We start from the raw sequence: 26,819 nt of genomic DNA on the forward strand, positions 1-26,819 counted from the left end.
TCGATCGCCATGGATGAGGCGAGGCTCTTCCGTCACAAACTCCGCAACTCCCTGTGCCTGGCTCGCCTAGTATATCGGGGTGCCCTGCTCGCACTGTTTGCCGCGGCACTGATCATTTCCACCTTCGGCATCAGCACCGCCAGCGAGCCGGACCTCTATCGCCTGGTTGACGATCTGGCCTAGCGGGTTGGGCTTGAAAAGCCCCAGTACTCTTTTACACCCCCTCCCCGCTGCTAACCCATCCTCCCACCGGGGAGCGCATCCAACGACTGGCACTAATCTGGGGAGGTTTACACAACGACCGATCAGACCGCGCTGGCATCGGAATGGGATGTGGTACTGAAGGTGGGTCATGATCGAAGTTCCTGCGAACCTTCGCTGCATGAACATGACGAACAACCGGACGGGAAACCCTCAGAGAGAGCTATGTCTTAGAACCCTCACCCACCCGTAAAATCCGTTTCATTTGCAGAAAATCTGTATATCCATATCGCCGACTTACTTTTCAAAAAAGTCTACCTATTCGCCACACTTTTCTTTGGCGGGATCATCACGCTACATGTAAATATGACCATGTGCCGCATATCCTTCCACCAATTCGACTCCGCCCTGATAACATAACCACCGGAATATTCGGGGCCTTCTTTCTCAGCCCCCCTCAAGGATAGATTTCTTCCGTCATTCCAATACAAACACAATTTTGAGCTACATCATCATCCTTTATCTAGAATCAGCTAAGCTGTTATTAAGGCGTGTTGACAGAGAATTCTGAACGCCTTCAGGCAGGAATATGAGGTAGCTGGAAAGAGGCTATCGCTTACTATTTGGAGCGGAAAATGAAAAAGGTCATGTGCTTTATTCTCTTTTACTTGTTGTTTTTGGTCTCCCTCCAAGCAAGGACAATTACTCTCTCTCTTGAACCATACTCCCAGGAAATTCCCCTTGGCGAGTTTGCTTCTCTAGACATTGTCGCCTCTGGTATCCCTTCAGGGAATGCAATAGGTGACTTTGACTTGGACGTGTTATTTCACGCGCCTGGTTTACTCCTTACATCTTGGGAATTAGGGACGTTTCTTGGAGATCCCAATGACCCTTCTGAAACATTGGTGCATGTCGATAATTCCGTTACGGGAATCATCAGATTTTTTGAAGTATCCTGGTTATTGCCATCCGACTTAATTGACCTGCAAAAAGATGAGCTAAGCCTCACGCTTGCCACATTAACTTTTAAAGGATTACAGCCAGGTGGGTACAATAATCGTTTCGATAATGTTCTCCTTCATGATGCCTGGTTTGCTGAATATCAAGACCCTGTACTGAGGGTGGCTGGGATTTCGGTCCCTGAACCATCAACGTTGTTCATCTTTTCTTCAAGCCTATTGGGTATGGTTTATTTTGGAAGAAAGTTAGATAACCGTTAGACACTCGCATCTGACGCTATCGGGCCATTTTGGATCAGGATGGAGGGTAGGTCATGAATAGAAGCACTTTCTGTAAAGCAGTTCTGGCCAGAACTGTACTGGTAGCAATCGCGGCACTAATGCTTCACTCAGGATTCGCCTATGGGAAATCGTGGGTGAATGTGGGTCCTACACCAATCAAGGACTACTTTGTCAGCTCTAGCGGCCGAGTAGCCGACATAGCAGTAGATCCTGACGATCCAATGCACTGGCTGATAGGAGCCGCATACGGCGGAATATGGGAAACCTATGACGCGGGCGCCGCTTGGGCGCCAAGAACCGATGATCAGATCACATCCGCAATGGGCGCGATCGCATTTGCACCCGGTGATCCCAAAATCGTCTATGCCGGCACCGGAGAAGCTGCCGGCGCAGAGCTCGCATATGCGGGCAAGGGATTGATGAAGTCTGTTGATGGTGGCACTCATTGGGAAATGGTCAATGATAAGTTTGATCGCATGGCATCCAGCGACATAATCGTCGACCCATCGGACCCCAATGTACTGCTAATCGCAACGACAATAGGAAAATCACCAGGGCTGGCCGGTGCCCCTATGAAATTAGTTGACACTGGAATTTACAGGTCAGTTAACGGTGGTCACGATTGGGTTCGTGTATTGGACGGAAGAGCAACCGATATAAAGGCGCATCCCGGCAACTTTACCGCTCAATATGCAGCTATTGGAAACTACGAAGGCGATCGGGCAGAAGACTTACCGAATGGGATCTATCGATCAACAGATGCAGGTGCCACTTGGGAAGAGGTTTCGGGTTCCAATGCGTGGGACTCGGAACAAGATGGTGTCGGTCGTATTGAGTTGGCTATCGCTCCATCGAATCCTGACGTTGTTTATACACTGATGCAAAATTCAACAACAGGAAAAGGATTAGGCGTATGGAAAACAGAGAATGCCTGGGACGTTTCACCAACATGGAGAAAGCTTCCATTTACAGACAATGTGCTCTATGGCTCGATTTATTATAACGCGGTGATCTCTGTAGACCCGGAAGATGAAAATATCCTTTATGTCGGCGGGGCAAATCTCTATAAATGGTTAGATAATCAAGGGACCGAGATCAGGATAGGGGGGTATGGTGCTGGCATCCATCCTGATTTTCATTCCTTGGAGTGGACAAACAACAGCAGCAGCATGCGGCTTATTGCGGGAAACGATGGGGGGGTATATAGCACTGAAGACCGTGGGCTTACCTGGAATAGTCACAATGACACCCTCTCTATTACCCAGTTTTACTCCGGCACGGTTCATCCTACCAAACCGGGCTTGCTGCTTGGTGGAACCCAAGATAACGGGACTGTACTTAGAGAAACTGACGACAGGTGGAAACACATATTGTCGGGTGATGGTTATGACGCACTGATATCCCACCAAAACCCGAATGAGCGTTGGGCATATTCAAGTCAAAATGGCCGTTTAGTCAGAACATTCGATGCAGGGGCAACAATATCTGATGCTGGGATCGATCCAAGATACGAAGGGAGAAAGAGGAGAGTGTCCCGTTATGAGATTTGTCCGCATGATGAAAATGTCGTACTGAGTGTAATTTTGAGTAAATCTGGCGAATACTGGACTGCTCGAGTATGGAGAACAGATAACTTTTTTGATGAAAACGTAACCAGGCCCACATGGTTGTGGAACAGATCTCCACTCATTGAGCATGAGGAAAACATAGGAATGTTCATTAACGCGCTCGCTTTTGCACGTGCAGACAATACCTGTAATACCTATTCTTTCGCAACAACGACAGGGAAGGTATATGTCACGACAACTGGTGGCTCGTCAGTCGATTCATGGATTGACATTTCGCCTCTTCCTAGGTGTATCGCCTCTAACATGGCATTTCATCCTCGCAATTCAGATACGATTTACGTGACCTGCTTTGAAAGGCTCATCAAAGGCACCGGAGTGCTATCCGGGACGGTAGCTTGGGAAGACATCACCCCTCCGGCGATTACCCAAGCGTTAACAGATGACATCGTCAGTACGGCACTTAACGGGATTCTGGTATCGTCTTATGGCCGAGAACTTCTCTATCTTGGTACCCACAAAGGTGTATGGACCAGCCCTGACGGTGGTGTGTCCTGGAGCTACCTTAACAGGGGCATGCCGAGTGTACCTGTTTATAAACTGAAGGAAAACGAGATCGGAAATGTTTATGCGTTCACTCATGGAAGGAGCGTGTATCGACTTGTAGCCCCGCGTGAACTCAGCTACCTGATTGGTGACAAGGATGATTTTCACCCTGGCGACCCCGCTGACATTCCGCCGCAGTCTGAACTTGCCCTGGCGCTAATATCATCACGATCCCCTGAGGATCAGGATGTTAATCTGGACGAGGGGGGGATCAACCGGCCTGTAGGGCTTACACACCAGTTCACAGTGCCTGCAAACGCTACAATCGTGAGTGCCAGTGTCGAGTTCAGCTTTCTGGCGGCGGCAGGGGCATACAATGATGGAATTCTATTCAGTCAGCCAGGATTCCCAATAATTCTTTTAGAGGATTTAATAGGCCAGGTTCCTCAGGCGCATGATACCTACTCAGCAACAATAGATTTCTCGCAGGTTCCTGTGCGTGAAGAGAACGATGTAGGTATTCAGGCGGTGAGATACCAGGACCTTAGAGCGGAACTCTCAGACGGCACATTTGATATGGTATTTATTGATGATGTAGCCTTGGATTATTCACAGTTTACCATTGGATATGCGCTCCCCCTTGAGGGGGATGTCAATGGGGACGGCTGCGTTGATCGAACTGATGCACGTCAATTGATGAATGAAGTTCTCGGTCGATCATCCGTTGATGCAATCTACGATCTGAATGGTGACGGCAAATATAATATTGGAGATGTTAGGTATATGGTTAACTTGTTTACAAATAGTAGAGGGCAAGCCTGTAATTAATTTCCAGCACCGGCAGTCAGGACAAGATCCGCCCTTTCCGCCGGGACTGCTTCTTTTTGCCTATAATCTTGCACTCTTACCCTCGTTTAACTGCCCTCCTTGCCTACCATGCCAAAAGATTCCCTCGACAATCTGAACACCCGCCTCAAGATCTTCGCCCAGACCCGCAACTGGGAGCAGTTCCACGATCCTAAAAACCTGTCGATGGCGTTGATCGCGGAGTGCGCGGAACTGGTGGAGCATTTTCAGTGGCTGACGCCGGAGCAGAGCATGAATCTGCCGCCGGAGAAACACGACGAGGTGGCGCTGGAGATGGCCGACATCCTGATCTACCTGATCCGCTGTGCCGAGCGCCTCGATATCAACCTGGTCGATGCTGCTTACCGCAAGATAGGGATCAATGAAGCGCGCTACCCCACCGATAAAGTCTACGGCGACGCCCGCCGGGCATCTGAATACGATAAAGATTAAAGATTCTTCTTCCCCTGCCGTTAAGGCTTTTGCGGGTTCCTCTCTCCATCCATCAGAGGAACAAACAAAGACCGGTCCGAAGAGAAATACATTGGGCCGCCATCATTGAGTGGGGAATCAGAATGACTGATGGAATCAGTTTCAACCAGGCGCTGTTGGAGGCCTGCCCGACAGGCGTTTTGGCAGTAGACCAGAATATTCGCATCCGCTGGATCAACCCAGCGCTTGAATCCATGTTGGATCTGTCCGCCAACGAGCTGGTAGGCAAGGATCAGCAAACACTCCCGGAAGGGCTGCACGCACTATTCGAAACCACGGAGATCCTCCACCTCTCCGTCGACGGTACAGATGAACGCTGGCTGCGGCGGGATGTACGGGAGATCAATGATGGTGCACAGTCACCACTCAAACTCCATTTCTACCAGGATATCAGCGGTCAGGTGACTGCGCAGATGGAACGCGAGGCGCTGCAGAAACAGGTGGAGGAGTTGACCATAACCGACCCCTTGACCGGACTGGCGAACCAACGCGCAACCTTGCAGGCCCTGGCGGCGCAGGTAACGCGCAGCCGCCGCTATAACAATCCGCTAACCCTTGCCGTGGTCCGCATCAGCGATCCGGACGATCCATCCACCCTCCTGGATAGTGACAGGGTGATTGCAGTCGCCCAGTATCTGCGTGACCGGCTCCGATGGGCCGATACCATTGGCCATTACGAAGAAGATCTATTCATGTTGGTGCTGCCCGAAACCAGCGAATCCGATGCCCGCAACCTGCTGGAACAGATCCAGCAGGAGTGCCGGGATGGCAGCCTTACCTTGCTGGGAGACAAAACCGCACCCCATATTGGGATCGGTGTTGTCACCTGGGAAAGAGGTAACGACCCGCATCTGCTGATTCGCCACGCCATGGAGGCTTTGGAGTCATCGTCCGGGAGTCGTTAGTGCCGGAACCCCAGCAAATCAGTTTTGAGGAGGGCATCAGCCGCAAAGATCTGAAGACCATCCGGCGGCGCTTCATGAATCTGCACCGTGAGCGGCTGCGGCGCATCCTCGGAGAACTCAGACCCAGCCAGCATGAGTTCATCACTCTGCTACCGCTGCTGTTTCATATCAACCATCCGATGCTGCCGGGTTTCGTCAACAGTGAATCCCCGGCCGGCATTCCCGATTATGGCCCCTCGCAGAAGGCCCTAACCATTGCGCGCAAACTCAGCCGCAGTTTCAGCTATAAAAAACGGGCACACCGTACCTTTTTGCTGGAGGGCATCTACCTGATGGGCAGCACCGGCACCATCGGCCAGTCAGCCGGCAGCGATTTTGACGTCTGGCTCTGCCACACCCCATCCCTCTCCGGCGATCAGCGCAGAACCCTGCAGGAGAAGGCTGAACTGATCGAAAAGGCTGCGGACGAACTGGATCTGGAACTTCACATCTTCCTTATCGATCCGGAAGGTTTCAGGGCAGGCAAAAAGGCCGCCCTCTCCCGCGAGAGCAGTGGCACCACTCAACACAGCTTGCTGCTGGAGGAGTTCTATCGCAGCGCCGTGTTGCTGGCGGGACGCTATCCACTCTGGTGGCTGGTGCCCCCCGACCGCGAACTGGACTATCGGAACTACGCCGACAACCTGATCAGTCACCGTTTCGTCAACAACGCGGAACTGCTCGACTTCGGCGGTCTGGATCAGATACCTGCGGACGAATTCTTCGGCGCGGCGTTGTGGCAACTCTACAAAGGCATCGACTCGCCCTACAAGTCGATCCTCAAGATTTTTCTCATGGAGGCTTACAGCCGCGACTTCCCCCATCCTCAATGGCTGGCGCAGCAGGCCAAGGCCGCCATCTATGCAGGAGAAGACGACCTCAACAAACTCGACGCCTATATCCTGCTCTACCGCCGGGTTGAAGAGTATCTCATCCAACTCAAGGATGAAGACCGTCTCGAGCTGGCGCGGCGCTGCTTCTACTTCAAGGTCGGCGAAACCCTGAGCCGTGACAGCAACCTGCAGCACTGGCGCGCCGCCGAGCTGTTCAAGCTGACGCGGGAGTGGGGCTGGAGCCAGGCCCAGCTGCAGATACTCGACACCCGCGCCGACTGGAAGATCGACCAGGTGATCAGGGAGCGCAACGTGCTGGTAGGGGTGCTATCCCGCAGTTACCGGCTGCTCACCGACTTCGCCCGCACTCAGGGAGAGCATAGCCGCATCGATCCCATGGAACTCAATCTGCTAGGGCGCAAACTCTATGCCGCGCTGGACCATCACCCCGGCAAGGTCGACAGCATCAACCCCGGCATCTCCAAGGATCTCTCCGAGCCCCACCTCTCGCTGCACCACCGGCGCTCACGGGATGGCAGCCTCGCCTGGATGCTCTACCGGGGCACCGTTGATGAAGAGGAGGTTCTGGAGTTCAAACCGATAAAGATCACCCTGAACCTCATTGAGATTCTGCTTTGGAGCCACATCAACCAAGTGTGGGACAAGGACACCATCATCAGTCTCTATCCTGAAGAGGATCACATCAGCAGAGATGAACTGCTTGCCCTGCACAAGAGCTTGCGTAATCTTTTCCCCAGCGGAAAACCGGCAACTGCCTCCATGAAAACACTGTCACGACCCGCGTATGCGCGCTCCCTGACACTCTTCATCAATCTCGGCACAGACCCGCTGCAACACCTTGCGAAAGAGGGCAAACAGCTTACCAGCGACCGCCATGACCCGCTCAGTTTTGGCGCCGCCCGCAACAACCTGGTGCTCAACCTCGAAGAGCTGGTGGAGACAAGCTGGGGTGAACTGCTGGTCACCCGCCGCGAGGGGACAGAGGGCCTGCTCGATGCCCTTTGTCAAAGTCTCAACCTGCAGGGACAGGCCGAAACAACCTCCAGTCGGATATCCAGTTACAGCTTCTCCTCCATTCGCGGCAGCCAGATCGCATCACGGGTCACCGAACTCTTTCAACATATCATCGGCCACTTTCAGCAGTCCGAAAACCACGAGGGGCGTTTCGCATTCCGTCTGGGACACGAGTTCTACATGGTACAGCAGAACGACAAAGACTTTGCGTGGCGCAGTCTGGAGTCCTTCGAGAGCCTGCTGGAGGAGTTGGAACAACCACAACAGACGTTCCGCCCCCTGACGTTCGACCCGAGGATTCTTACCAATTCCCCCTATCCGACGCTCTTCCAACATAGCAGAAGAGACTTTATCCAGATCTTCTACCAGGTTGGCAGGCAGCAGACGCATATCTATCTGCTCGACGAGCAGGGCGCACTCTTTCAACAGACCCTGCCCGCTGACAGCCCCAGATTTCTCATGCGGCAGCAGCGACGTTTTCTCAACAGTCTGCAGCAACTACGCAGCCTGATGCCCGGCGGTGAGATCAATCTCTTCGAAGAGCCCCGGTTTTACGAGCTGAAACAGGCGTCTAACGGCGACTGGAGTGTCGAACCCCGCCGTGTACCCCTGACCCGGCCTGACGACTATATGGAACTCTCCCTGGTCACCGACTCCCTTGATGCCACTGCCCGTCCCCACTCCCTGATCTGCGGTGATCATGAGTTCAGCCGCCTGGAGTATGGTGAAGAGATCTATACTGCCACCGCCATCCATCTACAGGGCCTGCGAGAGGGTAACCAACGCTACCCTATCTATCTCACCTCTCTGCGACTTGCCGGGATACAGACGATCGAGCCGCCCCGTACGGTGGAGCTGCTGCAGCTGAAAAAGCGTGTCGAACAGCGCCTTAACCGTGTGCTCGATCTCGTTCCCTGACTCGCCACGGATTCAGTCAGGATGCAGGGTGCGCCGTGCGCACCATGATTAGCGTGAATACGGCTTGTTTTGGTGCGCATGGCGCACCCTACAATTCTACGTTCACCATCCCAGCCATCACCACCAACGCAGAAACTTGAGTTATAATTCCGTCTCTCTTTTCCTTGCCCTTCAATTGTTGAGCATTACTATGACCTGTTGGCCTAGATATCTCCTGTGGCTGGTAATCGCCGTGCTTGGCAGCGGCAACCTGCTCAGCGCCTGCGGCCAGAAAGGCCCCCTCTATCTGCCACCGTCTGATGAGGCGATGGAACAACAGGACAACGAGAAGAAGCGATAAGCCCGTTCTCATGCAACTCGCGTTCACCAAAATGCACGGCCTCGGCAACGACTTCGTGGTGATCGACGCCATCAGTCAGCCAGTCGAATTCACGCAGCAGCAACTACGCTTCGTTGCCGACCGGCGCTTCGGCATCGGCTGCGACCAGATTCTGCTGGTGGAACCCCCCCGGGACACGGCGACCGATTTCCACTATCGCATCTTCAATCCCGACGGATCAGAGGTGGAACAGTGCGGCAATGGCGCCCGCTGTTTCGCCCACTTTGTCCGTGACAAAGGGCTCAGCACCAAGAACGAAATCCCTGTCGGCACAGCCGCCGGGCGGATCCTGCTCAAACACCTGCCCGATGGAATGGTGCAGGTGAACATGGGGCTGCCACAGCTAACTCCTGCCAAGATCCCTTTTCAAGCTGAGAGACAGGCCGCCACCTACGACCTCGAAGTCGGGGGGGAGAGACTCACCATCGCAGCCGTCTCCATGGGAAACCCTCATGCGGTAATCCAGGTCGATTCAGTGGCGCAGGCCCCGGTTCAAAGGCTGGGTCCCCTGATCGAGCACCATGCCCGCTTCCCCAACCGCGTCAATGCCAGTTTCATGGAGATCGTCAACCCGGACCACATCAAGTTGCGGGTTTTTGAGCGCGGCACCGGCGAAACCCTGGCCTGCGGTACCGGCGCCTGTGCCGCAGTGGTGGCCGGACGCATTCAGGGATTGCTGAATCCGCAGGTGCGGGTCGGCCTCCCCGGTGGCGATCTTGTGGTAGAGTGGCGGGAAGAGAGTGAACCGGTACTGATGAGCGGGCCGGCGGCCACGGTTTTCGAAGGTAGAATCGAACTATGAGTCAACATGCTTCAGAGTCAGACAATACCAGCCTGGAGGAACGGGAGGCGCAGATCGCCCGACACCTGACCGATCACCCTAACTTCTTCGAGCGCCATCCAGCGCTGTTGCATAACCTGCTGATCCCCCACGAAAGCGGTGCTGCGATATCTCTCATCGAGCGTCAGGTGGAGAGCCTCCGGGAACAGGTGCATCACTACAAGTCACATCTGGAGGATTTGGTGGACGTGGCCAGGGAGAACGAGGCGCTGCAGGAGCGTATGCATCGCCTCACTCTGGCACTTATCGACGCCGCCTCTTTCGATGAAGTCATGAACGCCCTGGAAGATGAACTGCACGATGACTTCAAGGCAGACGCCGTGGAACTGAGGCTCTTCTCCAACAACCACCTCGAAGACCATCTGCTCGACGACAAACCTGAACACATCGCTACCTTCGAGCAGTTTTTCGCCGAAAGCGTACCTGTCTGCGGTCCCCTGCAACCCGCCCAGCTCAATTTCATCTTCGGCACAGAAGGGGATGAGATCGCCTCCACTGCGCTGATTCCACTGAAAAATGATAGCGTACTGGGTCTGCTCGCCATCGGTAGCCGGGATCCCAAGCGGTTCGCAGCCCACCAGGGCACACAGTTCCTGATGCGGCTCGGAGAAGTCATTGGCCGCACCCTGCAGGCAGTCTCGCTGCCTGGTATCTAGCCCGCAATAAAACAGGGTGTAGGATGTGGTGAAGTATGAACCGCATCAATCGCGACAGGTTACAGAATGTCTCACATGCCACCACCCGACGATCCGCAGGAGTGGGTAGAGCGTTTTCTCGGCCATCTGCGTCTCGAACGCCACCTCTCCCCCCGCACCCTGGAGAGCTACGCCCGGGATCTCAACCAAGCCACCCATTGGCTGGAAACAGAAAAGATCACTGCCTGGCAACTACTTGACCAACACCAGGTCAGAAGTTATATCGCCCGACGCCACCGCCAGGGGCTAGACCCAAAGAGCCTGCAGCGGGAACTCTCCAGCCTGCGCAGCCTGTTTCGTTACCTGTTACGGGAAGGAGTTGCCGCGGCCAATCCGGCATTGGGTGTCCGCGCCCCCAAGGTTCGGCGCAAACTGCCGGTCACCCTTGATGCGGACCAGATTTACCATCTACTCGATATCCGGGACGACGACCCCGTTTCCATCCGGGATCTGACAATCATGGAACTCTTCTACTCCTCCGGCCTGCGTCTGGCAGAGCTGATCAGCCTCAACCTCGGCGATATCGATATTGCCGACGCCATGGTGGAGGTCACCGGCAAGGGCGCCAAGACCCGTCGGGTTCCCGTCGGGCAAAAAGCGCTGGCGGCGCTCGACCGTTGGCTCAGTGTGCGATGCCAACTTGCCGGGGCCGGGGAGAACGCGCTGTTTGTTGGTGTACGGGGCAAACGCATCAGCCGCTCCACCATCCAGCAGCGCCTGCGGCACTGGTCCATCGAGCAGGGGGTACCCAGAAACGTCCACCCCCACCTGCTGCGCCACTCCTTCGCCAGCCACCTGCTGGAATCCTCCGGCGACCTGCGGGCGGTACAGGAGCTGCTCGGCCACGCCGACATCAGCACCACCCAAATCTACACCCATCTCGACTTCCAGCACCTTGCGGAAGTCTATGACAAAGCCCATCCCCGCGCCCGCAAGAAATAACAATCTCAATCATCAATTTCTAACAACGCCTCCGCTCAGGTACAATCGCTCCTTTGCAGTAATAGTGCGGATCTCCGTAACAATGTTTAAAGGCACGACAATCCTCTCAGTGCGCCGTAACGGCAAGGTGGTGATCGGTGGAGACGGCCAGGTCTCCCTCGGCAACACAGTGATGAAAGGCAACGCCCGCAAGGTGCGCCGCCTCTACAAAGGTGGCGTAATTGCAGGTTTTGCAGGCGCCACGGCAGACGCATTCACCCTCTTTGAGCGCTTCGAGGGCAAGCTGGAAAAACATCATGGGCACCTGACCCGGGCGGCCGTTGAGCTGGCAAAAGACTGGCGCACCGAACGCTCCCTGCGGCGTCTGGAAGCGCTGCTGTGTGTCGCTGACGCCAAGGCATCCCTGATCATCTCCGGCACCGGCGATGTAATCGAGCCGGAAAACAGTCTTATGGCGATCGGCTCCGGCGGCGCTTTTGCGCAGGCTGCTGCCCGTGCCCTGCTGGAGAATACCGAGCTAGGCGCGGCAGAGGTGGTCAACAAAGGCCTCTCCATCGCGGCAGATATCTGCATCTATACCAACCACAACATCGTTCTTGAAGAACTCGACTGCGAGCAATAACCGTTATCATGTCGGAAATCACTCCCCAGCAGATCGTCGCTGAACTCAACAAACACATCATTGGTCAGGCGGATGCCAAACGGGCCGTGGCCATTGCCCTGCGTAACCGCTGGCGGCGATCCCAAGTGCCTGAGGATCTGCGTAACGAGATCACCCCTAAAAATATCCTCATGATCGGCCCCACCGGCGTCGGCAAGACTGAGATTGCCCGCCGTCTGGCCAAACTGGCAAACGCCCCATTCATGAAGGTCGAGGCGACAAAATTCACTGAAGTTGGTTACGTTGGACGCGAAGTCGACTCCATCATTCGCGATCTTGCCGATTCCGCCGTGAAAATGGTACGCGAAACCGAGATGGAAAAAGAGGCGGACGCCGCCCACAACGCCGCAGAAGAGCGCATTCTCGATGCCCTGCTGCCGGCTCCCAAGTCGAGTGACTGGGGTGATGACAGCGACTCCGACAGCGGCGTCTCCAGCGCCACCCGTGAACGATTCCGGGAGAAGATCCGCAGCGGCGAAATGGATGACAAGGAGATAGAGATCGAGGTCAGCGCCTCGCCCATGGGGGTTGAGATCATGGCTCCACCCGGCATGGAGGAGATGACCAATCAGCTGCAGGGCATGTTCTCCAACATGGGTTCCGGGCGCACCCGGCGGCGCAAACTGCGCATCAAGGACGCTTTCAAGATATTGCAGGACGAAGAGGCGCAGAAGCGGATCAACGAAGAGGATCTCAAACTGCGCGCCCTCGACATGGTGGAACAACAGGGCATCGTCTTTCTCGATGAACTAGACAAGGTGGCAAGCCGCTCCGACCATGGCGGCGCCGATGTCTCCCGTGAAGGAGTGCAACGTGACCTGCTGCCACTGGTGGAGGGATGCACCGTCTCCACCAAGCACGGCATGGTGAAGACCGACCACATCCTCTTTATCGCCTCTGGCGCCTTCCACCTCTCCAAGCCCTCCGACCTGATCCCGGAGCTGCAGGGACGCCTGCCGATCCGCGTGGAACTGGGAGCGCTGAGCACGGAAGATTTCACCCGCATACTCACCGAACCTGACGCCTCACTGACCGAGCAATACCAAGCGCTGATGGCCACCGAGCAGGTAAAGCTGGAATTTACCCAGGATGGCATTCAACGCATCGCCGAGACCGCATGGCAGGTCAATGAGCGCACCGAGAACATCGGTGCAAGACGCCTGCACACGGTAATGGAGCGCCTGCTGGAGACGGTCTCCTTCGAAGCGACCGAGCATACAGGCGAGAGCTTCACGGTCGACGCGGCCTATGTTGATGAACACCTGGCTGAGCTTGCGGCCGACGAGGACCTGAGCCAGTACATTCTTTAGATAGAGAGCACCAACCCGCTTTGCTGCCGGGTTTCTGCCGCCGGGCAAGTGCTTAAAATTGCATCTTTGAATCAAGTTTGAGAGAGAAAAGAGAGATGTCACACCCCAATCCCACCGAGATCCATCTGCACCGTCAATCCAAGGTACTCGAGATCACCTTCGACGACGGCAACAAATTTGCCTATCCGGCAGAGTACCTGCGGGTATTCTCCCCTTCTGCCGAAGTACAGGGACACGGCCCGGGTCAGGAGGTATTGCAGACCGGCAAGGAAGAGGTGAACATTCTCCATATCGATCCTGTGGGAAATTACGCCGTCTGCCTCCATTTCGACGACGAACACAACACCGGCATCTACTCCTGGGAGACCCTCTACAAACTGGGGGCCAACCAAAATGCCAACTGGAAGAGTTATCTGGCACGGCTCGAAGCCGCCGGTTATCAACGTAAAGAGCTGGCAAACTAAGGAAGCTCTGATTGATTGTCATTTCGAACACAGTGAGAAATCTCATACCCCGAAACCTGGTTATACGCCTTGTAGTTTGAGATCTCTCCCTACGATCGAGATGACAGTGACCCAATTAATCAGAGCTTCCCTAAGGTGAACTACCACGCAGGAAATGGTGAAGCACGAACCGCATCCTACGCAGCAGGCAAACGAAACATGAGTGACGACAAGACCACACATTTCGGCTATGAAGAGGTTAACGTCGAGGAGAAGGCGGGGCGGGTGCGCGCCGTCTTCGATTCGGTTGCCAGCAAATATGACCTGATGAACGATCTGATGTCGTTCGGGGTTCACCGCCTGTGGAAGCGCCACACAATAGAGATCTCCGGTGTACGCCGCGGCCAGCGGGTGCTTGATCTCGCAGCCGGCACTGGCGACCTCTCCGCCCGCTTCAGCGGCCTGGTGGGACCCGATGGACAGGTGGTCTTTACCGACATCAATGCCGCCATGCTGGAACAGGGCCGTGAACGCATGCTGGACGAAGGGCGCGTCGGCAACCTGCAATACGCCCAGGTCGATGCCCAATATCTGCCATTTCCCGATAACACTTTCGACTGCGTTACCATCGCTTTCGGACTGCGCAACGTCACCGACAAACAGAAGGCGCTGGACGCCGTCTTCAGAGTTGTCCGCCCCGGCGGTCGCATGTTGGTGCTGGAGTTCTCCAAACCGACCATCAAGCCGCTGGAGAAACTCTACGACCTCTACTCCTTCTCCCTACTGCCCAAGATAGGCAAGCTGGTAACCAACGACGAGGATAGCTACCGCTATCTGGCGGAGTCAATTCGCATGCACCCCGACCAGGAGACCCTGAAAGGGATGATGGAACATGCCGGTTTCGAGCGTTGCGGCTACTTCAACGAAACCGGCGGCGTAGTAGCGATCCATCGGGGTTATAAGCTTTGATCAAACATGACTGTTAGCGCCGCTGCCTTCGCCACCCTTGAACAGCTGATTAACCAGGCTATCCGGCTCGACCCTGAGGCACCTGCGCGCCTGGAGCCCATGTTTGGGCGGGTCATCCGGCTCGATCTGCTGGGATTTGGCCTGTCGCTCTACCTGATCCCGGAACCCGGAGGCATACAGCTGCTGAGTGACTTCGAGGGAGAACCGGACTGCGCCCTGCGCGGCACCCCCCTCGATCTGGCCGCCATGCGCGGTAACCGCAAAAGCGCCGACCAGCTTTTCAGCGGCGCAGTGGAGATCGAAGGTGATTCCGCCCTGGCCCACCGTTTCGGCGACTTCCTCTCCGCACTCGATATCGACTGGGAGGAGCAGTTCTCCCACCTCACCGGTGATCTCATCGCCCATGAAGTCGGCAATGCCGCCCGCAGCCTGTTTGGCTGGGGGAAGAAGCTGCGCCGAACCTCCGGACAGAACCTGCAGGAGTATCTGCAAGAGGAGCTGCGTCTGCTGCCCAGCCGCTACGAGATCGAGCCGTTCCTGGCAGGCGTCGACACCCTGCGAGATGATGTGGAACGTCTGGCAGCCAGACTGCAACGCCTGCGCGCCAAGGCAGTTTCATGATCCGCCCCTCTCAGGCACTCCGGCTCGCACATATCAATCTGGTGCTGTTGCGTCACGGTCTCGACGAGGTGGTGCTGGCCACCCACCTTTTTCGCCCGCTCCGTTTCCTCATCTATCTATCACCCTGGTACTGGCTTCGCCGCGACCGTGGCACCTATCCGGAGCGCATCAGACGCACACTGGAGGACCTCGGCCCCATCTTCATCAAGTTCGGGCAGATACTCTCCACCCGGCGTGACCTGCTGCCGGACGATCTGGCCAATGAGCTGGCAAAATTGCAGGACCGTGTGCCGCCGTTTCCCGGAGACCAGGCCCGGGCCATTATCGAGAAAGCCTACGGCCAGCCCGTTGACGAACTGCTCGACGCCTTCGATGAACAACCACTCGCCTCCGCCTCCGTCGCCCAGGTCCATACCGCACAGCTGAAAAACGGCACACCAGTGGTGGTAAAGGTGTTGCGCCCCGGGATCGAGAAGATCATCCGCCGCGACGTGGATCTGCTCTTCACCATCGCCCGGCTGGCGGAGAAATACTGGAAAGAGGGGCATCGCCTGCGGCCGGTGGAGGTGATCGAGGAGTATGAGAAGACCATCTTCGATGAACTCGACCTGATGCGTGAGGCCGGCAACGCCTCCCAGCTCAGACGCAATTTTCTCGACAGCAAGGCGCTCTATGTGCCCGAGATCTACTGGGATCTTGCGCGCCAGAATGTACTGGTCATGGAACGCATCAGCGGCACACCAGTGGGTAACGTGGAGGAACTTCGACGTCAGGGCATCAGCATGAAACTGCTGGGGGAACGCGGAGTTGAGATCTTCTTCACCCAGGTTTTCCAGTACAACTTTTTCCATGCCGACATGCATCCCGGCAACATCTTCGTGGAGCCCAGCGGCCGCTATATCGCTGTCGATTTCGGCATCATGGGCACCCTCACCGAGGCCGACAAACGCTACCTTGCAGAGAATCTGCTGGCCTTCTTCAACCGTGACTACAAGCGTGTTGCCGAACTACACGTTCAGTCCGGCTGGGTGCCGAAGAGCACCCGGGTCGAAGAGTTCGAGGCGGCAATCCGCACCGTCTGCGAACCGATCTTCGAGAGACCCCTGAGCGAGATCTCTTTTGGCCACTTCCTGCTGCGCCTGTTTCAGACCGCGCGCCGCTTCGACATGGAGGTGCAACCCCAGCTCGTGCTGCTGCAGAAAACCCTGCTCAATATCGAAGGTCTTGGGCGCATGCTCTACCCGCAGCTCGACCTGTGGACCACCGCCAAGCCCTTTCTCGAACGCTGGATGAGCGAGCAGATCGGCCACCGTGCGCTGCTGCGCAAGATGAAGGAAAACCTGCCGCTCATCGTCGAGCATCTGCCAGACCTACCGGTACAGATCAACAAGATCGTGGAAGACGCCGCCGCCGGCCGCCTGGAAATCAAATGGAAATCGGATGAACTGGTGCAGATGCAGCAGGTGCTGAGACACAACCATCGCAGTACTCTCTCCGTGATCTCAGGCAGCGCCATGCTGCTCAGCGGCTCACTGCTGCTGGTGTTCGGCAGCGGCGCACTCATTCCCGCCACGGCAACCCTGCTTATTGGCAGCGGCCTGGGTATAGGCGGCGGCCTGGTCATCCTGCGCAGCTGGTTGAAATCCATCGACTGAACTCCTAATTAACAAGGCACACCAATGCAATTTATTGATCTCAAAGCCCAGTACCGATTTATCCAAGAGGATGTGAACCGGCGTATCCAGAAGGTGCTCGAGCATGGCCGTTACATTATGGGGCCCGAGGTGACGGAACTCGAGGAGGCACTTGCCGCCTACGTCGGCGTCAATCACTGTATCGGCGTCTCCAGCGGCACCGACGCCCTGCTGATGGCAATGATGGCACTCAATATCCTGCCTGGCGACGAGGTCATCACCACACCTTTCACCTTTATCGCAACCGGAGAGACCATTGCCCTGCTTGGCGCCACCCCGGTCTTTGTTGATATCGATCCAGCCACCTACAACATCGATCCGGATCTTATCGAGGAGGCGATCACACCTAAAACCCGGGCCATCATGCCTGTCAGCCTTTATGGGCAATGCGCCAACATGGACGCGATCAACGACATTGCCCACCGCCACGGACTACCGGTAATCGAAGACGGCGCACAGAGCTTTGGCGCCACCTATAAAGGCAAACGCTCATGCGGCCTGTCCACCATTGGCTGCACCAGCTTCTTCCCCTCCAAACCCCTGGGGGGCTACGGGGATGGCGGCGCACTCTTCACCAACGATGAAGCATTGGCCAAGACCCTCAGGGAGATCCGCGATCACGGCCAAGACCGTCGCTATCATCACCCACGACTGGGCATCAACGGGCGATTGGACAGCCTTCAGGCGGCAGTATTGCTGGCAAAACTGGAACAATTCTATAAAGAGGTTGAACTTAGACAGACCATCGGGGACAGATATACAACGCTCATCAACGAGCACTGCAGCAACATCATCACCCCGACAATCTCGAAGGGGAATAGCAGTGTCTATGCACAGTACACGATTCAGGTGAAAAACCGGGAAAAGGTCCAGTCGATGCTGTCTAATTCAGAAATACCAACGGCAATTCACTATCCCGTACCGCTCAATGCACAACCGATATTCTCCACGCACTGCAATCCAGCAGACACGCCTGTCAGCCAGGCAGTCGCTGCACGCGTGATCAGCCTGCCAATGCATCCTTACCTTGAGACAGACGACCAGAAAAAAATCGCTCTGGCGCTAAAAGAGATAGAGGGCCAATTGGAATAAACTATACAAATGAACCCCTGACATCTGAATGCTATCTTTTAAGGAAACTCTGAATAAACCTCGTCATCTCGAGCGCAGGGAGGATCTCAAGCAACGGAGCACTGACTCACTATCGAGGAATGAGATTTCTCCCTGCGGTCGAAATGACAATATCCGATTCATTCAGAGTCTCTTAAATGATCCATCGGATTTTTCTATTCGTTTTTCTCGCTTCTTCTTTGATTGTTAGACCAAGCAGGGCGGCAACAGGCACTTTTTACTGAAACCTATAATGCCAGGCTTAAAAAAAGCATCCATAGTGCTGGTTGTACTCAGCATCTTGAACTCGATTGCAGGCTATCTGCGCGAAATAGTTGTCGCTGCATCGTTTGGCGCGGGATCTGTTACTGACGCTTTTTTCAGCAGCTACGCATTTGTCATGACTGTCAATGATCTCCTGATCACCGCCGCCCTGACAGCTGCCATCATCCCGTCACTTGGACACTTTGGCGAACAACTCAAAAAACAGGGTCAACTCCTCTCCACAGCATTGACTGTCGTAATCTCTACATCCGCCCTTCTTGCACTGCTGCTAAGCACACTCTTCCCTCTGATCATTGCAAAACTCGCCCCTGGACTGGGGGAAGCAGAACTTACCAGTGCAACATTTCATGGCCGCTGGCTAGTCTGGCTACTGCCTGCTTACAGCTTGTATTTTCTTTTCAGTCTCACGCTCAATGCCGAACATCGCTTTATCGCACCTGGACTTGCGTGGCTGGGCATTAATGTAATATTCACCATTATTGTCGTTTCAACCGCCGATCAACTGGGAGACAAGTCTTTGCTGGTTGGCGTGATGACCGGGCCCATGCTTATGGCAGCACTGTTGGGCATAACCGTTATGCGACGGGTTCCTATAAAACCTTCCCTGGTAAGTCTTTCTGCAGCGCCCGTTCAGCATGCCTGGAAACTTGCGCGGCCTGTCATTATGTCTTTGGGGGTTGGCAGCAGCCTTGGTCTTCTGATGATCTCCCACTTGGCCGTACGGGGATATGGCTCTTTCAACGGGACAGGCTCCGTCTCGGCCCTGACCTATGCTTTCCGCATCTACGAAGTCCCTTTGACATTGGCAGCCCATGTGGCCGGTACGCTGATATTGCCCATTATGGTCAAATACTACGCTGATAAAGATTGGGACAAGATCGCCCTGCTATCCCGCCAACTCGTTTTCTGGGGCGCCATGCTTTTGATCCCCGCTAGCATGCTGATCTTTTTTGAAGCCGAGATTCTTGTGCGCCTGCTTCTTGAGAGAAAAAACTTTACCCCGGATGATTCAGCGTTGACTGCCAGCGCCCTGCGCGGTTTTGCCCCCGCGATTGTTTTTGAAGCCGTCTTTGTCGTCTATTACAGAATATTCTATGCCCTTCACAGACCCCAAATACCCATCATCATCAGCCTGATCTCATTGACCATTCTATTTGCTGCCTTGCAGATCCAAGGCACCAATAGCACAGTGGAAAGCACCTCTCTCACTCTGTCCATCAGTTTTTTTGCCGCCAGTCTCGCGGTCTTTTTCTTTATCCATCGTATTGCTGAAGCGGATGTCCTGCCTGACTTCCGTGAGGCCATTTGGCTTTTTCTCACAGGTGCGGGAATTGCGTATGTCTGGCATTATCTCTCCACGACCGGCAGCACGGACCTCCTGTTGGCAATGGTTCGCGGCATTACGCTGCCCTTTCTCTTTTGGGGCATACTGCTCTGGATATTTCCTGAACAGCGGCATCGATTAATGCGTTTTTTTCATTTAAAAAAATCAACGGGGATCGCCTGAGTGTCAGATATGGAAAGCAACAGGAAAGAGACCCAGCGCATCCTCGATACTTACCAAAAGCGAATCGATAACAAGCTGTTCGACAAGTACAGTCTCTTCTATCCCGGCGAACTCTACATGCTGCAACACAGGGAAGAGGATATTCTGTCGATGTTGCAATCTGCCGGCTGTACCGATTTAGGTGAAAGCCGGATTCTCGAGGTCGGCTGCGGGCGGGGCATACGTCTTGCCGACTGGCTGCGCTGGGGCGCACAACAGGTTAACCTCACAGGTCTGGATCTAATGCCCGCTTTCATAGATTCAGCCAAAGCCTACCTGCCTGCTGCAGAACTGATTGTCGGTGGCGGTGACGCTATCCCTTATCCTGACAACAGCTTCGATATTGTCGTGCAACAAACGGTTTTCACCTCAATCAACGATAGCGGCCTGCGACAGGCCATTGCCAATGAAATGATGAGAACCTTAAAACCCGGCGGCCTTATTCTCTGGTACGACTTTCGCTATCCCAACCCGAAAAACAAGGATGTCTGGCCTGTGGGAAAAAAGGAGATCAAGCAACTCTTTGACGGCGGTGACTGCAGAGTAAAATCAGTCACGCTCGCGCCTCCTCTGACAAGACGCGTAGCAAAACTCTCGTTTACACTCTGTCGCCTGCTCGAACGTGTCCCTCTTCTTCGAACCCACTATCTGGCGCTGATTCGGAAACCCTGAAGATGTCTCCGCTCGATACGATTGCTGCAATTTTTTTCTGGCTGTTTCTGTTTCTGTTGGTATATGTCTATGCGGGTTACGGCTGGCTACTTGGCGCACTTGTGGCAATTCTGCCTGAAAAGAAACGTATGATGTCTCCTGATGATGAGGTCACTCTACCTTTCATTACCTTGCTGCTGACTGTCTACAATGAAGAGGGCAAGATCGCTGCCAGGCTTGATAATCTGCTGGCACAGGATTATCCATCTGACCGCCTTCAAATCCTAATCGCTTCCGATGGATCAGATGACGGGACTGAACCAATTGTTCAGGCATACGCAGAGAAACACACCTGCATACGACTCTTTCAGTCTGGTGGCCGTCTTGGAAAATCCGGCACTCAGAATCTGGCTATTGGCACGATAGCACATGGAATTGTTGCCCTTACCGACGCCGATACACGCTTCGAAGTGGATTATTTACGCCATATTGGAGAGGCTTTTCTGATACCCGAAGTCGGCTGTGTTACGGCCAATCTGCAGTTCAAGGATGTAGGCGGCGGCGTCTCTCAAAGTCAGGGATACTACTGGTCCTATGAACTCAAACTCCGCAGGCTGGAAAGCAGAGTGGGTCTACTCGCCGTTTGCAGCGGACAGGCCATGGCCTTCCGAAAAGATTACTTTGTTGATCTGCCTCTCAATGTGGGTGACGACTGCATCATTCCACTCGACGCAGTACTGCAGAATGCAAAGATAAAGCATGCCGACAAAGCTATTGCCTATGACATTATGGAGCATGAAAGCCGTCGCGAGTTCCACACTCGGGTACGCATGACGCTGAGAAACTGGGTTGGCACCTGGTTGCGCCCAAACCTTCTCAACCCCTTTCGTCATCCAGGATACGCATTCACCCTCTGGTCTCATAAACTGCTTCGGTGGCTTGGTGGTCCAATCCTGTTTGCGCTGCTGATATTAAGCCTCTGGCTGGGTTTGAGAATCGATGCCTATCTCCCTGCCGCTGTCGTTGCACTGCTTTTCTGCCTTGCAGGCATGATCGGCTGGCGCCTGGAAGGCAGAGAACACAACATCCCTATTGTTGGCGCTGTATTCAGTTTTTTTCTGGCAAACACCGGTTTTTCCATCGGCCTTTGGAAAGCATTCCGTGGCCAGCAGATTGTCGTCTATCAATCCGGCATCTCATCGCAGCAGAAATAGCCCTGGGGCAACTACACAATAAACGGCCAACTACTGTACAATTTACCTCATTATCGTTTTTTTCAAGCGGCCGACAAATAGCTGCCGATCCGCACAAATTATCGGATTTTCAGGAAGATAGCGCACATCATGAAGACAATGATTCTCGGTGGTGACGGTTTTTGCGGCTGGCCTACCTCTCTCCACCTGTCTCAGCAGGGACATGATGTCCTGATTGTAGATAACCTCTCCCGACGGAAGATCGACGTCGAACTCGAGGTGGACTCCCTGACACCCATTGCCCCCATATCGACCCGACTTGCGGCCTGGAATGAGATCGGCGGCAAGACCATTGAGTTCATCGATCTGGATGTTGCCGTAGAATACGACCGGCTGGAACGACTGATCGAAGAGTACAAACCAGACTGCATTGTACATTTTGCCGAACAGCGCGCCGCGCCTTATTCGATGAAATCCCCCAAGCACAAACGCTATACGATGGATAACAATCTGGGTGCAACGCATAACCTGCTCTGTGCAATCGTCGAGTCTGGACTCGACATTCATGTCGTCCACCTCGGCACCATGGGCGTCTATGGCTACAAAAATCATGGCGCGATGATTCCGGAAGGTTATCTTGACGTAGAGATCCCGCTGCCCGACGGGAAGCGCCTCGAAACGACAATTCTGCATCCGGCTGACCCCGGCAGTGTCTATCACACGACGAAGACGATGGATCAGCTGGTTTTCTATTTCTACAACAAGAATGACGCTGTCCGCATCACCGACCTGCATCAGGGTGTCGTCTGGGGTACCAATACCGAAGAGACCCGTCTGGACGAACGACTGATCAACCGTTTTGACTATGACGGCGACTACGGCACCGTACTCAATCGCTTTTTGATGCAGGCGACCATCAACTATCCATTGACCATTCACGGCACCGGCGGCCAGACGCGCGCCTTTATCCACATTCAGGATACCGTGAAATGCATCGAACTTGCGGTCAACAACCCTCCGGAGAAGGGCCAGCCGGTACAGATTTTCAACCAGTTGACTGAGACCCACCGGGTCCGGGATCTGGCCAAACTGGTCGCTGACATGACCGGGGTGGAGATGCAGAATCTCGACAACCCACGCAACGAGGCGGCCGAGAATGAACTGGTGGTCGATAACAAGTGTCTGCTTGACCTTGGCCTCAAACCCACCAAGCTGGCCGAAGGACTGCTGGATGAGGTGATGGAGATCTCGAAAAAATACGCCCATCGTTGCGACAAGAGCAAGATACTCGCCCGTTCACAATGGATTAAAAAATAACTCAACAGGACCGGGGATTTGATCTACGTCGTCGGAGGCCTTGCTCTCGCCATTTTCTATACGGCTGCCGCCCTTGGCATCGCCATCTGGCAGACCGATCTGCAATGGTTTGGCGATATCACACTGGCCTGTCAGGTGACCCTCTCGCCGCTGGATCAATGCAGGCTGGACACTATCGCCGTCGGCTGGGAAACCCTCGCTGGACTCTGTCTGGCGGCCCTGATGCTAATCGCTACGCTGCTCCTCCCGCAGGGGCGGCAAACTGTTAATCGTTGGGCACTACCTCCCAACACCTTCGAACGCTCCATCCTCTACCGTTTATTTATTATCGGTGTCCTCACTCTTCTCTGCGCCCATTTTTTTACCCGTATCACCGGACAAGATCAGCTTGGGCGTCTGGCCATGATCGAACGAGAGGGAATCTTTACGTCTTTGGAAAACCTATGCTGGCCCATACTGCTCCAGCTGTATGTTACGGATAGATCCAGGATTGGCCGCTATTTTGCGCTGACACTGCTGCTTGTAATCGCTTCATTGGCCTTTTTTCGCGGCACGCTACTCTTAATACTAATTTTCGGCATAGGATTCTACTTACTGGAGTTCATCTGGCGCACACTGAACCGACGCAATCACTGGAAACGCTACCGACCAATTCTCACAGAGCGACTTATTATCGGCATTGTTGTTTCGTTGCTTCTGATCCCTGCCGTAATAACTGACTCGGCATCCAGAAAAGCCTATGTCCTGTCGGGGCAATCAACAACAGACATCTCCTCTGCAGCCAGACAGCCTACCTCTTCTCTGCAAACGCCTGATCCCAACATCACACAAAAACCCCTTCTGCCCACAGGCTTGGGAGAGCGGCAGATTCTGCAGCGAATCATGTCCCCACTCTACCATGCAAGCATGGCCAGGAAGCTTGCTGACACTGTTTCACCACCAACGGCATGGGACGGTCTTGCCAGAAAATTACGTCTATCCAACCAGCCAAACCTTAATGAACACCTCTATCATGCCATCTATCCCAGCCACCCAGCAGGTCAAACAACAAGCCTGTTTTTTGGAGAAGGGGCCGCATGGTCATCAACTCCACCTCTCTTTTGGATCGTTTCAGCCGTGCTGTTTCTCTTTCTTCTGGCACTGGCAGGAGAACGTGTTGGGATTCCTATCGGACTTTTGGTTGGGCTGGCTATTTGGCGTGGTTACACGGGAGGGCTCATCGACATTCTCCCCTCTCTCATGCTGCAAATTCTCGCCATCACGCTGATAGCTAAGCCTTGGATGAAGCGCGTGGGAGCACTCAGATGAAAGGCCTTCAACACCACCTGTTACAACTGATGATATTACTGCTGATTGGTATGGCCTTACTTCAGTCAACCTGGGTTTATCTACAGGTAGACGGCGCATACCGTCTACGGGTGACGTACCATCAGCACCTACCCCCTAACTGCTTTCCTTTAGAAATCCAAAGACGACTCAAGCAACGCCTGATCAAAGATGTCCCTAGCATAACCTCAAACCAAATCGTCATCTCAAGCTTTGCAGGTAAGCTCAATCTATCACTACCAGAGATTTCAAAACCAAGAGGCTTCTATGTAACCCTGGAAAGCATCCTGAATGAACAGATAAAATGCCTTTCTAGCGAGATGTTTTCGCTGGAGGAAACGAACATACACCAATATGGTTTCAGGCTAAATCAAATCGAGTCCATCCAGGTCAATTCGCCCCGTACATTGGATTACGTCAGCATACTGATCAACATCATTTTCTGCCTCTTTCTTGCCCGGCTATTTCTCAAGAAAAAAGCTCAACCTCCAAAATAACATTCCTGAAAATGTTTGTTTGACTCATAGGCAATCAATCGTGCATCTACGCAATCTCTATCTGGTGAAACCCCAACTCATGTTATTTGTTGGGGGCTTGCTCTACTACCTAACCTTTTTCAATTACGGCATTGTTCTGGATGATGAAGGTTTTTTACTTATGGGAGCCTCATCAATCACCGAGGGATCCTGGCCCATTGCAGATTTCTTCTCCTACCCGCCATTGAGTTATTTTCTGCTGGCGGGCTTTAACCAGCTATTTGGCGAAGGCGTACTGACAGAACGGATTTTTCTTGTATCAATACTGTTATTGAATGCACAGCTATTGCTCTATATCTCCAAGTCTGCCCTGCCTGCACTCTGGGCACCACTACCCGTAATTCTCTACACCCTTGCTCCTGGCCCCTGGTACAAGGTAATCTTTATCGCCTCAATCATCTGGGTACTGGCTAGCCTTCTCTATTACCTTAGGCGGCCAAGCAGTAAACGCGCAGCCCTGATTGGCCTACTGGTTGGAATAGCACTATTACTGCGACATCAAGCAGGCATCATCGCCCTCATACTTGGTATTGGCACCCTCCTAAGCCAAGCCATCACCAATAAAATTGATCGCGGGACCACGGGCAACAAGAAGAAAATCTGGATTACATTCAGCATAGAACTGATCCTCATGCTTTCAACTCTGGTAGCCATACTCGGCACTATGGCACTCGCATATATATTTGTCGGTAAATGGGAAGCCCTCATCAGCAATATAGACCTCTACTACTGGCAAAATCATGGCAGAGAGGTAATGGGAAAACAGGGAATTATTTCACGGTTCAATCCATTTTCACTTTTTACCAGACCGCAAGCAGAGCAGTGGTTTTACGCACTCGGTGTTGTAGGCGCATTTACTCTTTTTCTAATTCATCTATACAAGTTTTTTCTCTCGAATACAAACCAGGAAAAAGACCAGCTCAGGCTTATCATTGCAGTAACTGCCATCGGAACCCTGACCTATACCTACCTCTTTGTCTGGAACTCCAGAATGCTCTCCAGCTTTGCTGTAGTCTACATTGTCTGGAGCATTATCCTGTCTGACATCCACCTAAAATATTTACATTCAGGAAGTATCAGGCTTTCAAGATGGGTGCCAATTGCCGGCATCTTCACTGTTAGCCTATTCGCTATCTGGTTCTGCCGTGTTCACATCTACTCAGGAAGCCTGACTGTACGTTTTTTTCCAACGACCGAACTGGATCATCCACTCATGAAGGGAATGCATATCTACAGCAGGCAACAGGCAGACATCACACGCATGATGGAACTCACCGCTGAGAACAAGGCCGCAACCCTCATCCCAATGTCGGAAGCAACGACTATGTCCTATCTTTCTGGCCTGAATAACCCAACCTTTTATCGCCTGTTTACCACCGAATTCGGCGCACCTGGTGAACCTCAGGCCGTACTGCAAGCAATAGAAAACAACTGCATAGACTATTTTGTCGCAAGGCGAAAACAATTCATGGCAGGAGGGAAAACGGGTTCGAATTTACGGGTTTACGCTCCCGAGATTCGCACGCATTTAATTAAATCCTATAGCGTCACACCCTTGGGGGAAAGATTTGTCTTACTAAGCCGGACAGAAGAATGTTCGGACAGCATTCATTAGAGCAGCGTAGGATGGCACCATGCATCTTTCTCTGGATAAAATATCCAGTTGATTCATTGAAAAA

General features: G+C 53.8%; 24 protein-coding genes. All 24 read left to right on the forward strand.

All coding sequences use genetic code 11. The features are described 5' to 3' along the window. Positions 1-9: 9 nt before the first annotated feature. The 24 genes from HPY30_08370 to HPY30_08485 all read left to right on the forward strand — a co-directional run bounded on the left by HPY30_08370 (position 10) and on the right by HPY30_08485 (position 26,755). Positions 10-183: a hypothetical protein gene (locus tag HPY30_08370; protein ID QYZ65999.1), complete on the forward strand. Its 174-nt coding sequence runs from the start codon at positions 10-12 to the stop codon at positions 181-183. Positions 184-836: 653 nt separating this feature from the next. Then, the gene (locus HPY30_08375; protein ID QYZ66000.1) at positions 837-1,421 is read left to right on the forward strand and encodes a PEP-CTERM sorting domain-containing protein; all 585 of its coding nucleotides are present in this window, start codon (positions 837-839) and stop codon (positions 1,419-1,421) included. A 53-nt stretch (positions 1,422-1,474) separates the two neighbouring features. Next, positions 1,475-4,381: a hypothetical protein gene (locus HPY30_08380; protein QYZ66001.1), complete on the forward strand. Its 2,907-nt coding sequence runs from the start codon at positions 1,475-1,477 to the stop codon at positions 4,379-4,381. 108 nt (positions 4,382-4,489) lie between these two features. Next, positions 4,490-4,852, forward strand: a complete 363-nt coding sequence (locus HPY30_08385; GenBank protein ID QYZ66002.1) for a nucleotide pyrophosphohydrolase — start codon at positions 4,490-4,492, stop codon at positions 4,850-4,852. A 122-nt stretch (positions 4,853-4,974) separates the two neighbouring features. Then, positions 4,975-5,796, forward strand: coding sequence for a diguanylate cyclase (locus tag HPY30_08390; protein ID QYZ66003.1), 822 nt, complete (start codon positions 4,975-4,977; stop codon positions 5,794-5,796). Beyond that, positions 5,796-8,621: a class I adenylate cyclase gene (locus tag HPY30_08395; protein ID QYZ66004.1), complete on the forward strand. Its 2,826-nt coding sequence runs from the start codon at positions 5,796-5,798 to the stop codon at positions 8,619-8,621. Before HPY30_08390 ends, HPY30_08395 begins: the two co-directional genes overlap by 1 nt. A 190-nt stretch (positions 8,622-8,811) precedes the next feature. Further along, on the forward strand, positions 8,812-8,961 hold the full coding sequence (locus tag HPY30_08400; protein QYZ66005.1) for a hypothetical protein: 150 nt from the start codon (positions 8,812-8,814) through the stop codon (positions 8,959-8,961). 10 nt (positions 8,962-8,971) lie between these two features. Continuing rightward, positions 8,972-9,802 carry a diaminopimelate epimerase gene (gene dapF / locus HPY30_08405; protein ID QYZ66006.1) on the forward strand — a complete coding sequence of 277 codons (831 nt, stop codon included), beginning with the start codon at positions 8,972-8,974 and terminating at the stop codon, positions 9,800-9,802. After that, complete coding sequence (locus HPY30_08410; protein ID QYZ66007.1) at positions 9,799-10,497, forward strand: DUF484 family protein; 699 nt, start codon at positions 9,799-9,801, stop codon at positions 10,495-10,497. Before dapF ends, HPY30_08410 begins: the two co-directional genes overlap by 4 nt. Positions 10,498-10,563: 66 nt before the next feature. Beyond that, a complete protein-coding gene (gene xerC / locus HPY30_08415) occupies positions 10,564-11,478 on the forward strand; it encodes a tyrosine recombinase XerC (protein QYZ66008.1) in 915 nt (304 codons plus the stop codon). 82 nt (positions 11,479-11,560) lie between these two features. Continuing rightward, positions 11,561-12,100 (forward strand): ATP-dependent protease subunit HslV, encoded by a 540-nt coding sequence (gene hslV / locus HPY30_08420; GenBank protein ID QYZ66009.1) that lies wholly within the window; start codon positions 11,561-11,563, stop codon positions 12,098-12,100. An 8-nt stretch (positions 12,101-12,108) separates the two neighbouring features. Continuing rightward, entirely contained in the window at positions 12,109-13,449 is a 1,341-nt protein-coding gene (gene hslU, locus HPY30_08425; GenBank protein ID QYZ66010.1) for an ATP-dependent protease ATPase subunit HslU, read from the forward strand. Positions 13,450-13,544: 95 nt separating this feature from the next. Next, positions 13,545-13,913: a DUF971 domain-containing protein gene (locus HPY30_08430; GenBank protein QYZ66011.1), complete on the forward strand. Its 369-nt coding sequence runs from the start codon at positions 13,545-13,547 to the stop codon at positions 13,911-13,913. 198 nt (positions 13,914-14,111) lie between these two features. Beyond that, positions 14,112-14,861 (forward strand): bifunctional demethylmenaquinone methyltransferase/2-methoxy-6-polyprenyl-1,4-benzoquinol methylase UbiE, encoded by a 750-nt coding sequence (gene ubiE, locus HPY30_08435; GenBank protein QYZ66012.1) that lies wholly within the window; start codon positions 14,112-14,114, stop codon positions 14,859-14,861. 6 nt (positions 14,862-14,867) lie between these two features. Then, on the forward strand, positions 14,868-15,482 hold the full coding sequence (locus tag HPY30_08440; GenBank protein QYZ66013.1) for a sterol-binding protein: 615 nt from the start codon (positions 14,868-14,870) through the stop codon (positions 15,480-15,482). Beyond that, complete coding sequence (ubiB, locus tag HPY30_08445; GenBank protein ID QYZ66014.1) at positions 15,479-17,137, forward strand: ubiquinone biosynthesis regulatory protein kinase UbiB; 1,659 nt, start codon at positions 15,479-15,481, stop codon at positions 17,135-17,137. The genes HPY30_08440 and ubiB overlap by 4 nt, the downstream gene beginning before the upstream one ends. Positions 17,138-17,161: 24 nt before the next feature. Continuing rightward, positions 17,162-18,268, forward strand: a complete 1,107-nt coding sequence (locus HPY30_08450; protein ID QYZ66015.1) for a DegT/DnrJ/EryC1/StrS family aminotransferase — start codon at positions 17,162-17,164, stop codon at positions 18,266-18,268. 271 nt (positions 18,269-18,539) lie between these two features. Then, positions 18,540-20,078, forward strand: coding sequence for a hypothetical protein (locus HPY30_08455; protein QYZ66016.1), 1,539 nt, complete (start codon positions 18,540-18,542; stop codon positions 20,076-20,078). Positions 20,079-20,087: 9 nt separating this feature from the next. Next, positions 20,088-20,789, forward strand: coding sequence for a class I SAM-dependent methyltransferase (locus HPY30_08460; protein ID QYZ66017.1), 702 nt, complete (start codon positions 20,088-20,090; stop codon positions 20,787-20,789). A gap of 2 nt (positions 20,790-20,791) precedes the next feature. After that, positions 20,792-21,982 carry a glycosyltransferase gene (locus HPY30_08465; protein QYZ66018.1) on the forward strand — a complete coding sequence of 397 codons (1,191 nt, stop codon included), beginning with the start codon at positions 20,792-20,794 and terminating at the stop codon, positions 21,980-21,982. A 129-nt stretch (positions 21,983-22,111) separates the two neighbouring features. Next, a complete protein-coding gene (locus HPY30_08470; GenBank protein QYZ66019.1) occupies positions 22,112-23,278 on the forward strand; it encodes an NAD-dependent epimerase/dehydratase family protein in 1,167 nt (388 codons plus the stop codon). Positions 23,279-23,296: 18 nt separating this feature from the next. Beyond that, positions 23,297-24,586 carry a hypothetical protein gene (locus tag HPY30_08475; protein ID QYZ66020.1) on the forward strand — a complete coding sequence of 430 codons (1,290 nt, stop codon included), beginning with the start codon at positions 23,297-23,299 and terminating at the stop codon, positions 24,584-24,586. After that, entirely contained in the window at positions 24,583-25,101 is a 519-nt protein-coding gene (locus tag HPY30_08480) for a hypothetical protein (protein QYZ66021.1), read from the forward strand. The genes HPY30_08475 and HPY30_08480 overlap by 4 nt, the downstream gene beginning before the upstream one ends. A gap of 40 nt (positions 25,102-25,141) precedes the next feature. Beyond that, positions 25,142-26,755 carry a hypothetical protein gene (locus tag HPY30_08485; protein QYZ66022.1) on the forward strand — a complete coding sequence of 538 codons (1,614 nt, stop codon included), beginning with the start codon at positions 25,142-25,144 and terminating at the stop codon, positions 26,753-26,755. Positions 26,756-26,819 lie beyond the last annotated feature (64 nt).

The organism is Gammaproteobacteria bacterium (ex Lamellibrachia satsuma) (assembly GCA_019623805.1).
Classification (GTDB): Bacteria; Pseudomonadota; Gammaproteobacteria; order Chromatiales; family Chromatiaceae; genus QGON01.